General features: G+C 66.3%; 13 protein-coding genes and 1 tRNA gene. 3 read left to right on the top strand and 11 right to left on the bottom strand.

Annotated features, from left to right (window positions below; genetic code table 11):
• Positions 1-44: 44 nt before the first annotated feature.
• The 6 genes from AC1DV7_RS10035 to AC1DV7_RS10010 are packed head-to-tail and all read right to left on the bottom strand — an operon-like array spanning position 45 to position 5,968.
• Entirely contained in the window at positions 45-926 is an 882-nt protein-coding gene (locus AC1DV7_RS10035) for a carbohydrate ABC transporter permease (protein ID WP_477597024.1), read from the bottom strand.
• Positions 923-1,852 (bottom strand): carbohydrate ABC transporter permease, encoded by a 930-nt coding sequence (locus AC1DV7_RS10030; protein ID WP_477596974.1) that lies wholly within the window; start codon positions 1,850-1,852, stop codon positions 923-925. Before AC1DV7_RS10030 ends, AC1DV7_RS10035 begins: the two co-directional genes overlap by 4 nt.
• Position 1,853: 1 nt before the next feature.
• Entirely contained in the window at positions 1,854-3,182 is a 1,329-nt protein-coding gene (locus AC1DV7_RS10025; protein ID WP_477596973.1) for an ABC transporter substrate-binding protein, read from the bottom strand.
• Positions 3,183-3,237: 55 nt separating this feature from the next.
• Positions 3,238-4,032, bottom strand: coding sequence for a hypothetical protein (locus AC1DV7_RS10020; protein ID WP_477596972.1), 795 nt, complete (start codon positions 4,030-4,032; stop codon positions 3,238-3,240).
• The gene (locus tag AC1DV7_RS10015) at positions 4,029-5,093 is read right to left on the bottom strand and encodes a Gfo/Idh/MocA family protein (protein ID WP_477596971.1); all 1,065 of its coding nucleotides are present in this window, start codon (positions 5,091-5,093) and stop codon (positions 4,029-4,031) included. The genes AC1DV7_RS10020 and AC1DV7_RS10015 overlap by 4 nt, the downstream gene beginning before the upstream one ends.
• Entirely contained in the window at positions 5,090-5,968 is an 879-nt protein-coding gene (locus AC1DV7_RS10010) for a sugar phosphate isomerase/epimerase family protein (RefSeq protein ID WP_477596970.1), read from the bottom strand. The genes AC1DV7_RS10015 and AC1DV7_RS10010 overlap by 4 nt, the downstream gene beginning before the upstream one ends.
• Before the next feature lie 337 nt (positions 5,969-6,305).
• Between AC1DV7_RS10010 and AC1DV7_RS10005 the strand changes: the two genes are divergently transcribed.
• Positions 6,306-7,463 carry an ROK family protein gene (locus AC1DV7_RS10005; protein ID WP_477596969.1) on the top strand — a complete coding sequence of 386 codons (1,158 nt, stop codon included), beginning with the start codon at positions 6,306-6,308 and terminating at the stop codon, positions 7,461-7,463.
• A gap of 115 nt (positions 7,464-7,578) precedes the next feature.
• On the opposite strand, the gene AC1DV7_RS10000 is transcribed toward AC1DV7_RS10005, so the two are convergent.
• Entirely contained in the window at positions 7,579-8,616 is a 1,038-nt protein-coding gene (locus AC1DV7_RS10000) for an aldo/keto reductase (protein WP_477596968.1), read from the bottom strand.
• Between the two features lie 120 nt (positions 8,617-8,736).
• Positions 8,737-9,297, bottom strand: coding sequence for an NADPH-dependent FMN reductase (locus AC1DV7_RS09995; protein WP_056924150.1), 561 nt, complete (start codon positions 9,295-9,297; stop codon positions 8,737-8,739).
• 89 nt (positions 9,298-9,386) lie between these two features.
• Between AC1DV7_RS09995 and AC1DV7_RS09990 the strand changes: the two genes are divergently transcribed.
• Complete coding sequence (locus AC1DV7_RS09990; RefSeq protein ID WP_056924151.1) at positions 9,387-9,980, top strand: TetR/AcrR family transcriptional regulator; 594 nt, start codon at positions 9,387-9,389, stop codon at positions 9,978-9,980.
• 599 nt (positions 9,981-10,579) lie between these two features.
• Here AC1DV7_RS09990 and AC1DV7_RS09985 read toward each other — a convergent pair.
• Positions 10,580-10,660 (bottom strand) — tRNA-Tyr (locus AC1DV7_RS09985).
• 102 nt (positions 10,661-10,762) lie between these two features.
• Between AC1DV7_RS09985 and AC1DV7_RS09980 the strand changes: the two genes are divergently transcribed.
• Complete coding sequence (locus AC1DV7_RS09980; protein WP_477596967.1) at positions 10,763-11,263, top strand: YajQ family cyclic di-GMP-binding protein; 501 nt, start codon at positions 10,763-10,765, stop codon at positions 11,261-11,263.
• Here the strand turns inward: AC1DV7_RS09980 and AC1DV7_RS09975 are convergent.
• Both AC1DV7_RS09975 and AC1DV7_RS09970 read right to left on the bottom strand, forming a co-directional pair.
• Positions 11,250-12,212, bottom strand: coding sequence for a serine/threonine-protein kinase (locus AC1DV7_RS09975; RefSeq protein WP_477596966.1), 963 nt, complete (start codon positions 12,210-12,212; stop codon positions 11,250-11,252). The genes AC1DV7_RS09980 and AC1DV7_RS09975 overlap by 14 nt on opposite strands.
• 152 nt (positions 12,213-12,364) lie before the next feature.
• Positions 12,365-13,209, bottom strand: an 845-nt coding sequence (locus AC1DV7_RS09970) for an ERAP1-like C-terminal domain-containing protein (RefSeq protein WP_477596965.1), incomplete at its 5' end; no start/stop codon positions are given.

The following is a 13,209-nucleotide window of genomic DNA, read 5'->3' as shown; positions in this document are numbered from 1 at the left end:
GTTCTCCTATCCGTAACGCTTCGGTGCTGGTGGGCGTGGGCGGGCTACTGGCCGGCGAGTGAGCCGCCGATTCCTCCCACGCTGAAGTACTTGTTGAGCAGCACGAAGATGAGGACGGGCGGGATCATCATCACGACGGCGATGGCCATGACTCCGCCCCAGTCGGTCGTGTTCTGCTGGAAGAAGGACTGCACGCCCAGGGGCAGCGTGAACGCGACGGCTGAGCGCAGAAACACGATGGCCACGAGGTAGTCGTTCCAGGCGACAAGGAAGGTGAAAATGGCGGTGGACAGGACGCCGGGCAGGGAGTTGCGCAGCACGACCTGGGCGAAGCCGCGGAAGAGTGACGCGCCGTCGATCCAGGCGGCTTCCTCGAGTGAGATGGGGATCGAGTCCATGTAGGCGGCCATCATCCAGGTCGCGACCGCCATGGCGGAGGCGACGTAGACGATCGTGACGCCGAACAGGTTGTCGATCAGGCCGAGTTTGGCAAACAGGATGAACAGGGGGATGACCGACGTGACCACGGGCAGGCTCTGGAAGACGAACAACAAGAGGGAGTACCCAGAGACGGCCCTACTGCGACCCCGGGAGAGGACGTAGCCAGCCGGGGCCGCGACAGCGACCGAGACCACGACCGTGCCGAGAGTGACGAGCAGGCTGTTCTGCAACCACAGAATGACGTCGCTGTTGGCGAAGACGTTGCTGAAGTTCTCGAGGGTGAACCCGCCGCTGTTGGTGGAGGTCACCGTTGGGGTAAACGCCAGGAACAGCACGACGGCAATGGGTACCAGAGCAACGACCACGATGAGCAGGACGAGAACGAAGCGCCACCACTGACCGCGGGTGCCCTTGTCCCTTGATGTCAGCAGCTGCTTCTCGGTGACCTGACCGATCTCGGCCGTGTGGTGGACGATAGCCATCAGATCGCTGCCTTTCGGATCTGCCGGTAGAGGAGGGTGGCGATGAACACCAGCACGACGGTCATCATGAACGCGACCGCGACTCCGAGGCCGACCTGCTGGTTCTGGAAGACGGTTCTGTAGGCGAGGACGACCAGGGAGTTGGTGGCGTCGATCGGGCCGCCGCCGGTGAGCAAGAAGATGGTCGGGAAGTCGTTGACGCAGAAGATCGTCATGAGGATCCACGAGATGTACGTGGACCGGGCGATCATCGGCAAGGTGATCCAGCGCAGCTGCTGTGAACTGCTCGCGCCGTCCATGCGGGCCGCCTCGTAGACGGTCTCGTCGACACTCGCCAGGGCTGCGCTGGACATCAACATCATGAACGGAAAGCTGACCCACACCTTGAACACGCAGACCAGAATCCGAGCCCAGGTCGGATCGGCGAGGAACAGCGGCGGGGCGAGGCCGAGGTTCTCGAACAGCGTGGGAATTGGGCTGGAGCTGGTAGCGACCAGCCAGTTGATCGCTGTCGAGGAGACGACGATTGGCACGACCCAAGGCAGCAGCAGCAGCACCTTGAAGATGCCACCGGCCGGTATGCGGGTGCGCAGAAGCAGCGCCAGCGCAAGCCCGATGACCCAGCTGCCGAAGACCCCGACCACGGTGAAGACCACGGTGAACCCGGCGGCCTTCCAGAACGTGGGGCTGTTCAGGTTGTCGATGTAGTTCTGCAGCCCCACGAACTGCCCCGGGTTGATCAGGGTGCCATCGTGCAGCGACTGCCGGAACGCCTGGATGAGCGGCCACCCATGGATCAGCAGCAGCAGCACGATGGACGGCAGAGCCAGGAAGAACATGGTCCACGTACCGGGCTTGAACCGTCGCCCGCCCGGCGTCCCGGGGGCACGCCTCTCCCGGGTCGACGCGGCCGTGGTCGTGGACGTCATGTCACGACTTCACGATGCTGGACAGGCCCTGCTGCAGGGTCGTCAGCGCCGACTTGGCGTCGGTTCGCCCGCCAAGGACCGCTTGGGCGAACTGGTTCAGCGGCTGGCTGCCGTCGACCTGGCCGATCGCGCCGAACAGCTTGTCCGAACGTGCGCCAAAGGTCTTGGCAACCGGCTGGTACTCCTTGACCACCTTCGCCTTGGCCTCGTCCTTCTGGAACTCGGGCAGGTCGACGATGGACTGCAGAACGGGGAGGGCGCTGATGACGCCCTGCTGCCAGTAAGACTTCATGTTCTTGATGTAGTAGGACACGAACGCCTCCGTCGCCTGCTGGGACGGGGTGTTGGTGTACATCATGATGCTGTTGACGTACGCCAGGATTGCCTTGTCGCCGTGCGGACCTGTCAAGGGGCTGGCAACCACCAAGTCTCCGGTGGTGTCTCCGATCGACTCGTTGAGGCCGGCAGTGTGAATGCCGAACGCGTTCTTCTTGTTCTTCCACTGGGCAAGGAGATTGTCCGCCGAATAGCTGACTGAGGCGCGGTCGCTGATGCCGGCCTTGACCAGCTCGACGACGAAGTCGATGGCCTCGACGTTGCGCTCGTTGAGCAGGTCGAGCTTGCCGTCGGGCGAGAAGATGCCGCCGCCGTTGTTGATCATCATCATGACGATTCCCTGGACACCGAAGCTGTTGCCTGCTCCCGCCCCCAAACCGAAACCGAAGTAGCCCTTCTTCTTCAGTGCGGCCCCGGCGGTCATCAGCTCATCCCATGTTGTGGGGATCGTCGCGCCGGCGTCGTCGAACAGGGACTTGCGGTACCACCACACCCGGTAGTCGGACTGCCAAGGGACGCCGACGTAGCCCTTGTCGGTCTTCATCGCCTCGATCGTGCCGGGGAGGAAGTCCTTCTTGAAGCCTTCCTTCTCCCACGTCGAGATGAGGTTGTCGGCCATGGCGATGTAGCCCTGGTCGGCGAACTGGAAGGCCTGGAACCCGCCGCCGGAACTAGCCGCGGGACCGGTCTTGGATGCCAGCGCCGAGGAGAAGGTGGTGGTGAAGTTGTTCCATTGGATCCGTTGCAACGCCGCGCCCGGCAGTCCCTCCGCCGGCTTGTAGGCGGCGACCAGCGCCTGCGAGGCCTTGTCGTACGTCCCGGTGGACCATGGCATGTCCCAGAACTTCAATGTCCCGGCGGCGCCACCTGTGCCGGTCTGGGTCTTCGACTCGGCGCAGGCCGCCAAACCGGGGACGAGGGCCAGGCCGGCAACTGCGCCGGTGGCCTTGAGAAAGCCGCGTCGGGAGAAGTTGGGAATGCTCGGGTTGGTCATGATTGGTCCTCTCGTGGATGTGGATTGTGTTGAGCCAGTTGGGTCATGGCAGGGGTCATGGCGTGGGAAGAACGTTGTTGACCAAGGTCAGGTCCGCCCGCAGCTCGACCAGGTCGGTCGTCCGCCGGGCCTCATTGACGGCGGCGTGTAGTCGGCGCCATGCCGCACGGTGGGAGGTCTCCCACAGGGTGGGCATGGTGGTGGCGCCGCCCGGCGTGGTGCTGACGAGCACAGCGGGTCGGGCGGTGGCGGGGTCCGGCAGGACCAGCTCGATGGCGGCGGTGGCGGCCAGTCCCCTAACTCGAACGGAGGCCGGAGCGCCGGAGGTGACGTGGGCACTGAGAAGTACCGGGGATCCTGCGGTCGTCGAAGCGCGCAGGTAGTAGCCGTTGCCGTTCCAGCTCAGTCGGTGGAGGTCCCCCAAGGGCTGACCGAGGCTGCGCAGCGTGGCAAGCTGGTCGATGAGGGTGGCACCCAAATTTGACGCTTCGTGGTCCGTTGCCGCGATCTCGATCATCGCGTCCGCGGGCCAGCCGACGAACACCTCAGCCGCCGCGGCCAGGGCCGGGTTCCCCGCGAACCGGTAGTCGACGACAACCGGTATGGCAAGTACGTCGGGGACCTGGTTCGCCAGGACAGGCGTCGGCTGGACGATCAGCAATCCACGCGGCTCGTGGAGGAGGCATTCGGCGGTTCGCTGTAGCCAACCAGGACCGCCGTGGACGGCGAACAGGTCGGCCGCATTCTCAGAATCAGCGGCCACCAAGGAGATGGGCAGGGAGGCGATGACGGGGAGGATGTCGCCGGCGACAGCGTCGTCGGTTCCGGCGTTGACCCGCAGGGCGGTCATCGGGCACCGGCCGGTTCAGGGCTGCTCGCCAACGCGCTGGTTGCCTTCGCGGAGAGATCGAGGGCGAAGGTCAGGTCGGCTATCAGATCCGTCGGGGAATAGCGGGGCGCCTGGCCCCGAGCAAGGTCGTACAGGTGTTGCCACTGCTCGACGTATCCGTTTCGCCCGCTGGGCCCAAAAAGCACCCGTTGGCCTGCTGAGCTGATGGCTGCCTCCGCGGAGCCGGCCTGGACATAGGACGGGGTGAAGTTGACTGAGCCGACCCTGTCGCCGGCGTACACCTCCAACAACCAGTTCGGGCTCCAGTTCTCGGACATGTGGGCGTGCAGCTCAACGACCTGGTCGCCACAGGAGAAGACGACCAGATACCCGAACGGACTCAGCGTCTGCGCCGTGTGCACGACGATGCCGTCCGTTGTGGTCAGGAACGCACGGATCAAAGGCAGGTCGTGGATGGCGAGGCCCAGGATCCCGCCACGGAGTCGGTTCGCGCGATCGTCGACCGAGTTCGGGGGTGAGGACTCTTGGGGCGGCTGGCGGTTGGTCACTTCCGTGGCGAAGTCCTCGAAGCGAGGGTTAGGCGGCAGGACCACCGAGCACCTGATGTGAGACGCACTTCCTCGGGTTGCTCCCCAGGCCTCTGTGAACGCTACCCACCCGGGGTCGTAGGTGTGCATCGCGCCGACGATGATCGGCACCCCGGTCTCCTGGGACACCTGCGCGATCCGTGACGCTTCGTCGGTGGTGGTCGCGAACGGCTTCTCGCACAGCACGGCTCGCTTACCCGCCCGGCAGGCGGCGATGACCTGCTCGGCATGGAACTGGTGCGGGCTGCAGACCGCGACGACGTCCACGGTGGGGTCCTGCAACACGTCGTCGACCGACGTGGTTCCTCGAGCGCCGACTCGAGCTGCGACCTCGTCGGCGGTGGCCTCACTGACGTCCATCACCGCCTGCACGGTGAACAAGTCCGTCAGCCGCGCCAATGCGGGTAGGTGGATGGCCTGCGTGACCGGCCCGCTTCCCAGGAAGCCGACGCCGAGCGTGGCGGTACCCGTCATGACGCGGAGACCTCGAACGCCGGGTTGGCCTCGAAGTAGCTCAGGCCGGCACGGGCGCTCTCAACCCGCGATGGCAGGTTCGGCACGTCCACCTCGAGGACCGCCCACCCGCCGAAGCCATCCAGGGCGGCGATGACGGCCTCGAGGTCGACGTCTCCACGTCCGGGCTCGGACCACACGTGCCGCTCGGAGGTCGCAGTTTGGTAGTCGTCTCCTTGCTCGCGGGCGGCTGCGGCCGCGGCGGCGTCAACGTCCTTGATATGGACGCAAGCCACCCGCGCCGCATAGGCCTTCACCAGGCGCGCTGGGTCCGCGCCGCCCCAGAACAGATGGCCTGTGTCGGGACCGAACGCCAACGCAGAACCCTCCGACCAGTCGAGGACCGCCCGGATCTCTTCCTCCGTCTCCACCCACGAGCCGACGTGCGAGTGCAACGCAGCGGTGACTCCTTCCACCTGCATGACCTCGGCGGCCGCCACCATGCCATCGGTGAGACGCCTCAATCGTTGGTCATCCGCAAGGTGCCCGACGGCGGGACGGGCCATCCGCTCCGTCGCCATATCGGACGCGATGAATATCTCCGAGAGCCCGAGCTCGATGTGTTCTTCGGCGGCACGGCGGGCCCGCTCAAGGACCTCCTGCCTAGAACCCGCTTCCGCGAAGTCCTCGGAAAAGTACCCGGGCGCCGGCACGAACCCGTAGTCCGCGAGGGTCCGGCGGTACTCCACGACCGTCATGTCGTCAGGCACCTGGGCGTGTAGCGCGCGGAAACCCACCTCACGCAGGTCAGCCAAAGCGTCGACCACGACTGCGCGGCTCAGCTGGAACCGGCCGTCGCTGAGCACCCAAGGCAGCGGGTTGACGGCGACCTTCATCGTCTGACCAGACATCGGTGTCCTTGTTCTTGCGCCAGGAAGGGTGCGAGTCGCGACGTGCGGGTTGCGTCGGCTTCCATTCGGGCGATCGGTGTAGGTGACCAACTCGCCATGTGACGCTGAACATATGTACCTCAGAGCCAAAAGTCAAGGTTTTATCCGCAAAGGATGTAACCCCGAGGGATGTAACCTTGGAATACGCCTGACCACACCCGGAGGACACGTGTCAAAACGGCCCGTCAGTACCGAGCCTGTCGCGTCGAGCGATACCCACCTCGAGCAAGTGCTTCGGCTGATCCGCGAGGGCACCGCGAGCACCCGACCCGACCTTGTCCGCGTGACTGGGCTCAGCCGGAAGATCGTCATCCAGCGGGTCGATCAGCTGATTGCGATGAACCTTGTCCGCGAGGGTCCGACGGTCGCCTCCACAGGAGGCCGTCCGCCTGGTCGGCTCGACTTCGTTGCCGACGCGGGTAGCGTGCTCGCGGTCTCGCTCGGCGCCACCGGCCTGGCGGCAGCGATCACCGACCTCTCCGGCAGTGTCCTTGTGGCGCGTCATCGCCGGTTGCCGTTGGGAGCGCGTCCGGACGTAGCACTGGCAGCGGCCGAGGCCGTCTTCACGCGGTTGCTTGAGGCCAGCACGGCCAGAGCCCGTGGACCCCTGCGGGGAATCGGTGTCGGCGTGCTAGGCCCGGTTGGGCCCGACGGCCTGACTATGGACACGACCCGCGACGGTGGATGGGGTGGCTTCTCGGTGGCCGACTGGTTCACAGCCAAGTACGACGTTCCCGTATGGGTCGACAACGAGGTCAACATGATGGCCGCAGGTGAGGCGCGCGAGCGGTCCACCCAGGAGTGTCGAAACATGCTTTATCTGAAGATGGGCACCGGAATCGGTGCGGGACTGATCAGCGACGGAGTCCTCTACCGGGGCGCCTCAGGCGTGGCCGGTGAAATCGGCCACATGACGATCTCCAACGATCGGTCTCTGGTCTGCTGGTGCGGCAACTTCGGATGCCTGGGCACGCTGGCAAGCGGGCGGGCGATAACCAAGTTCGGTGTCGCCGCGATGCGCAGAGGAGACAGTCCCTTCCTCGAGGGGATGCCGCCACGTCAGATCCGGGACGAACACATCGTCGCCGGCGCGCTGGCTGGTGACGAAGCGTGCGTGCAGATCATGGCCCGGGCCGGCGAAGCACTCGGCCTCGCTGTCGCCGGCGCAACGAACCTTTTCAACCCCGCCTTGATCGTCATCGGGGGCCGCGTAGGAGGCAAGGCAGGACACCTCCTGACAGAACCGGTCCGTCGATCTGTCGACAAGCGCTCATTTCCGCTCGCGACGGAGAGTCTGCAGATCGAGAGTTCACAGAACGCCAACATCGCTGGCGTCGCTGGTTGCGCCGACACGGTGATCCGCGGGCTACTTTCCGGCGAACAGCTCGAGGCGTGGCAGACGGCCGTTCATGATCCCTCCATGGAGCCGGCCGCTGGATAGTGCGTACCGCGCCTGAGCGAGTGCCTTGGCGTTTCGTCACCGGTCATCAATAGGTCGATGGGGGCATCCTCGGCTGGCGGCTCGAGGGTCGTTGGGGTCGCGACGGAATGCGTTCTCAGTGGGATGTGCCCGAGCCCGCTGGGGGCGTCTGCTCAGGTCCGTCGCCCGCATGATGATGGAAGGGTGCCGCCTCAGTGGTCAGTGCGGTCAGCGCGTCGAGCTGCGCTGGTTCGAGCTCGACTTCGGCTGCGGTGGCGTTGGCCTGCAGCTCTTCGATGGATTCCGCGCCGACGATCGCAGAGGCGACCGCCGGGCGGGACAGCAACCAAGCCAACGACACCTGGTACGGCCGCAGCTCCCAGTTGCGGCTGAGCCGGTCGACTTCGCGGCCGATAGCGATTTCGGCGGCGGTGAAGCCTGCTCCGGAAAAGCGTCGGTCGCCTGCCACCTCGCGGTCCAGAACTCCAAGGTCAGCTAGCAGCCCGCCATGCAGCGGAGCGTAGGGGACGAGGGACAGACCGAACTGCTCGCAGGCCGGTGCGAGTTCGCGTTCGGCTGCCCGGTCGATGAGGTTGTACTTCACCTGAGCGGCAACGGGCGCCTGATGACGCCGGTCGTCAGCGATCCACAGAGCTTGGATGATCTGCCAGGCGGGATGGTTGGACAAGCCGACATAGCGGATCTTGCCTTGCCTGATGAGATCGTCGTACGCCCCAAGGGTCTGCTCCAGCGGTGTGTCCGGATCGGGGTCGTGGGCGTAATACAGGTCGATGTAGTCCGTTTCCAGGCGACGCAGGCTGGTCTCGACCTGGCGGAAGATGTGGCGCCGCGACAGGCCTCGGTCGTTGATGTTCAGTCCGACGATGCCGTTGCACTTGGTAGCAATCACGATTTCGTCGCGGCGGCCGCGGAGGGCCTGGCCGAGGATCTGTTCGGCCGGTTCACGATCGGCGGCGGCTGGGGCGCCGGGCCGGTCGAAAACCGGCATGTTGCCGTACACGTCGGCGGTGTCGACGAAGTTGATGCCAACGTCGATCGCAGTGCGAACGAGCCGATCGGCGTCTTTCGCGGCGGGAGCCACCCCGAAAGTGGCAGTTCCCAGACAGATCCGGGACACCTTCAAACCTGTCTTACCGAGGACGGAGTACTTCATCAGCATTTCCTTCTCTTATGCGGCGGGCAGGCCAGGCGGGAGTAGCCGCAACCTCAAGAGAAGCAGAATTGCCTAGGTGATGCGGTGCCGACGTCGAGTCTTGTGGCGACCATGCAGGGGCTAGGCGACGGCGCGGGCCCGAGGCTCGACCGCCACTAGCGCCTCCACTGCCGCGATCAGGCGGCTGACGACCTGCTCATCGCCCAGCACATCGACGTCCGTGGTGGTTTGCGAGAACTCGATGTGCTCCGGCACAACCGCACCCGCGATGGCTGCCGACCGACGAGCGTGGTCGTGCGCCCACCTACCGCCGTACTGGCTGGACGTCGTGCCTACCGCCGCGAACGGTTTGCCGGTGATTGCGCCGCGCCCGTAGGGCCGAGACAGCCAGTCGATTGCGTTGTTCAATACCGCTGGCATGGTGCCGTTGTACTCCGGCGTTACGGCCAACACCCCGTCGGCACCAGCCACCAGCTCCCGCAGCCGCTGGGCAGAAGGCGGGACGGACGCGGCGTCGAGGTCCTGGTTGTAGAACGGGATCTCGCCCAGCCCGTCAGCGATCACGACCTCGACGCCTTGCGGTGCGCGCTCGACGACCGCCTCGGCGACACGGCGATTGAACGAGTCTTTCCGCAGGCTTCCGACAAGCACAACAAGGCGGGTGGCGGCGCTAGTGGTCATGGTGGGCTCCTGAAGGCTGTGTGAGGGTTTGGCTTTACTGACCTAAACGGACCGTGGTCCGCTTATATTCCCACCCCTACACTGCGGCCATGAGTGGCCACCCGCTCCCGCTGCTCGAGGGCCCCCGACCCGAGCGCTCTGACGCGGCACGCAACCGCGAGGCATTGCTCGCGGCCGCCCGCCGGATGGTCGAGGACAACGGCGTCGAGTCGGTGACCATGGATGCGCTTGCCCGGGAGGCGGGCGTCGGCAAGGGAACCGTCTTCCGTCGGTTCACCAGCAGGGCTGGCCTCATGGCGGCACTTCTCAACCATGGAGAGGCACAGTTTCAGGCCCTGGTGATGAGCGGTCCGCCGCCCCTGGGTCCCGGCGTTGAGCCCTGGGAGCGACTGGTCGCATTCGGCCGCACTCGCCTGGAGTACAACCTCCAGGCGGCCCGCCTCATTGAGGCGGCGGGGCAGCCTGGCCGCCGCTCCGTCGCCGCCAAATCGTTCACCACGCTTCACGTCATACATCTGTTGCGCGAGCTGGACGTGCGCGGAGACGTGCAGTTCCTCGCGAAGGCCCTTCTGGCACCCCTGGAGTCCGTGATCGTCGAGGAGGCCGTGCAGTTGGAAGGGTTCGCCGTGGACCGATTCGTCGCCGGCTGGCAGGACCTCGCCCGCCGCGTCATCGAGGGCTGAGAACATAACCGGCGATGCCACACCCAGCCAGCCTCTCTGGACGGCTGATGAGGGGCCAATGACGCCGGCAGGAGCGCGGGGAGTCCATGTGATCCTCCGTTGGCGAGCTATAGCACGTGAAGCCGCACGCACCTCCAAAAGAGGTCCCGACCTGCGCGTCCGCCCACTTCTGAGAATGAGTTGTCGGAGGGCTCGCGGCCGACCCCAGCCAGACGTCTACTCGTGGACGCGCTCGACTTTGACGAGGCGTTGGCACACGGATCCGTCCTCACTTCGCCGCTGCGGGTACTGCAGGACGCGGCGCGCGCCAAGCGCCTCATCGGCGCGGAATAGGGAGGGTGCGCAACTCCATCGCGATTACATACCCCCACCCCGCGTGTCCGCGCAGGTCACGCGGCGCGTGAGTCCGACTGTCACGGCCTCCGGACCCCACATTTCCCCGCCCATTCCCCGCGCGCCCAAACAGGCGCCGCGTTTCCGCAGGTCAGAGGCCTGGCGCTCCGGCCGCAAATCTTCTTGCTCCACATACCCCTCCCGGGTAACGACAGAGGGCATCTGATCCGCGTTTACGCAGGTCAGACGCCCTCTCGTGCACTGGGTGGCAGGTGAAGGATTCGAACCTTCGAAGCTTTCGCGATGGATTTACAGTCCACTCCCATTGGCCGCTCGGGCAACCTGCCTGGGTGCGCGTGGAAGGATAGCAAGGACAGCCACGATTGCCGAAACCGGCGCCACCCCACCGGGATGGCAGCCGGCGCCGGCCCACGGAAGGACACGCCACCATGGCCGACAGCTCGTTCGACATCGTCAGCAAGATCGACCACCAGGAGGTCGCGAACGCCCTCAACAGCGCCGCTCGCGAGGTGTCGACGCGCTACGACTTCAAGAACGTCGGCGCCTCCATCGAGGCCAGTGGCGACGACAAGGTCGTCATCAAGGCCAACACCGAGGAGCGTGCCAACGCCGTCCTCGACGTCTTCCAGACCTGGCTGGTCAAGCGCAAGGTCTCGCTCAAGCACCTCGACGTCCCCGAGCGTGGGCCCCAGCTGTCCGGCAAGGAGTACCGCCTCGAGCTCGGCCTCAAGGAGGGCATCTCGCAGGAGAACGCCAAGAAGATCGGCAAGATCATCCGCGACGAGGGCCCCAAGTCCGTCAAGTCCCAGATCCAGGGCGACGAGCTGCGTGTGACCTCCAAGTCGCGCGACGACCTCCAGGCCGTGCAGGCGCTGCTCAAGGGCAAGGACGACCTGGACTTCGCGATCCAGTTCACTAACTACCGCTGAGCTCGGCCTTCATCGTCATGGTGGGCCCACCCAGGTCGGGGAACCGGATGACCGAGCCGTCGGTGTCGGGTGAGTCGTCCTCGGACCAGGTGTCGAGCGCGCGGGCGAGGCCGAGGGCCAGCCCGGCCATCTCGTGGTCGCCGAGGCCCACCCGCTGGGCGACCTCGCGGGCGTTCGCCGGGCGGTCGCTGGGCTTCTTCGCCAGGCAGTCGTTGACGAGCGAGGCCAGGTCCTCGGGGATGCCCTCGGGCAGCGGCGGCGGCGGTTCGTTGACGTGGCTGAGGGCCGTCGCGATGGGTGTCCCCTTGTCGAACGGCCTGCGACCGGAAAGCATCTCGTGCGCCACCACGCCGAGGGCGTACAGGTCGCTCGCGCCCGTGGCGGTCTCGCCGAGGGCCTGCTCCGGGCTCAGGTAGTCCGGCGTCCCCAGCATCTCCCCGGCCCTCGTGTGCCCAGCGGAGTCCAACGCCCGCGCGATCCCGAAGTCGGTGAGCTTCACGAGGCCGTCGGGGCGCACGAGGATGTTCGCGGGCTTGATGTCGCGGTGGATGACGCGAGCCTCGTGGGCGACGCCGAGTGCTAGGGCGGCCTGCCCGATGAGCGAGCGCACCTCCACGGGGTCGAGGGGGCCGCGTCGCTTGAGCAGCAAGGACAGTGGCTCACCCTTGACCAGCTCCATCACGAGGAAGGCCAGCCCGTCGTCCTCGCCGTAGTCGAACAGCGTCGCGATGTTGGTGTGCAAGAGGGCTGCGGAGTGAACCGCCTCGTCGCGGAACCGCAGGGCGAAGAGCTCCTCGAGACCGGTGTCGGGCCGCATGACCTTCACGGCCACCTGGCGCTGCAGGACCAGGTCGGTACCGGCCCACACATCTGCCATGCCCCCCGAGGCGATGCGCACCCCGAGCACGTAGCGTCCACCGAGGGTGAAGCCCTCATTCAGTCTGTTCATCGTGGGAAATCCACCCAGTCCTCCGCAGACGGGGGTGAACGTCAACTGACATCTCTGGGGCCTCGCCACTGTCGATAGTAGCCCGTAAACGGTCAGCACGCGTCACCCAGCGCCGGGGAGCAGCCCGCTGACCTGCGAAGATGCCTCCCAAATCAGCCGAACGTGGCTCGAGAACGCAGTGCCTCGCGCAGCTCGGAGTCGGCGTCGACGATGGCCCGGCGCACCGCGGGCGTGAGGTCCTGGCGGCCGAGGGCGGCGGCGCTGAGCTCCGCGGTGCGGTCCTCGACGACCCTGGCCGGGTAGGCGAGGGTGGCAACGCGGGCGACCGCGTCCTCGCCGAGCCACTGGGTCAGGGCGGGCACGTCGACGAAGTACCGCGCGACGTACGGCCGCAGGACCTCCGTCGCACCGTGCCAGAAGCCGAGAGCCAAGGCGTTCAGCTCGTAGTTGGACCGGTCCCGGTTGGTGGCCAGCTCGCGCCACGCCCACTCCTTGGCGTCGCCCGTCGGCAGGGACGCCGCGGCGGTCAGGGCGCCCAGCCGCCCCTGGAGCGTGTCGTCCTCGGCACGGAAGCCGGCGATCTGGTCCGTGTCGACGAGCCCGTGTCCGGCCAGGTTGCGCACCACGAGCCAACGGAAGTCCGAGTCGTCGTCGAGGCCCGCTGGCAGGTTCTTGCCGGCAGCCCAGTCCGCGAGCAGCTCCTCGTCGGCGCTGCTGCGCGCCAGCGTCCGCGCGCCGAGCAGCGCGCGCGTCGACCCGGCGGGCGCGCGGTCGAGCACGACCTTGGCGGCCTCGGCCACCACGGCCTTCGCCCAGTCGTGGCGCTCGTCGGGGAGGAAGGTCGGGATGAGGCGGCCCAGCAGGGTGCCTGCGGTCCGGTTCAGGATCGAGTCGTTGACCTCGTGCGGCCAGGCACTGCCGAAGGTCTCGACCACGGTGCGTGGGTCGACCGAGCCGAGGCACGCGCCGTCGATCAGCGAGACCCACAGCACTGCCC

The sequence above is a fragment of the Pedococcus sp. P2_E4 genome (assembly GCF_056403935.1).
The sequence above is the reverse complement of the archived record's forward strand: the minus strand, read 5'-3'. Positions and strand labels throughout refer to the sequence as shown.

Bases quoted from the DNA above. Each gene is read 5' to 3' on its own strand.
- AC1DV7_RS10030 (WP_477596974.1), bottom strand. From the start codon at position 1,852: ATGACGTCCACGACCACGGCCGCGTCGACCCGGGAGAGGCGTGCCCCC.
- AC1DV7_RS10025 (WP_477596973.1), bottom strand. From the start codon at position 3,182: ATGACCAACCCGAGCATTCCCAACTTCTCCCGACGCGGCTTTCTCAAG.
- AC1DV7_RS10020 (WP_477596972.1), bottom strand. From the start codon at position 4,032: ATGACCGCCCTGCGGGTCAACGCCGGAACCGACGACGCTGTCGCCGGC.
- AC1DV7_RS10015 (WP_477596971.1), bottom strand. From the start codon at position 5,093: ATGACGGGTACCGCCACGCTCGGCGTCGGCTTCCTGGGAAGCGGGCCG.
- AC1DV7_RS10010 (WP_477596970.1), bottom strand. From the start codon at position 5,968: ATGAAGGTCGCCGTCAACCCGCTGCCTTGGGTGCTCAGCGACGGCCGG.
- AC1DV7_RS10000 (WP_477596968.1), bottom strand. From the start codon at position 8,616: ATGAAGTACTCCGTCCTCGGTAAGACAGGTTTGAAGGTGTCCCGGATC.
- AC1DV7_RS09995 (WP_056924150.1), bottom strand. From the start codon at position 9,297: ATGACCACTAGCGCCGCCACCCGCCTTGTTGTGCTTGTCGGAAGCCTG.
- AC1DV7_RS09990 (WP_056924151.1), top strand. From the start codon at position 9,387: ATGAGTGGCCACCCGCTCCCGCTGCTCGAGGGCCCCCGACCCGAGCGC.
- AC1DV7_RS09980 (WP_477596967.1), top strand. From the start codon at position 10,763: ATGGCCGACAGCTCGTTCGACATCGTCAGCAAGATCGACCACCAGGAG.
- AC1DV7_RS09975 (WP_477596966.1), bottom strand. From the start codon at position 12,212: ATGAACAGACTGAATGAGGGCTTCACCCTCGGTGGACGCTACGTGCTC.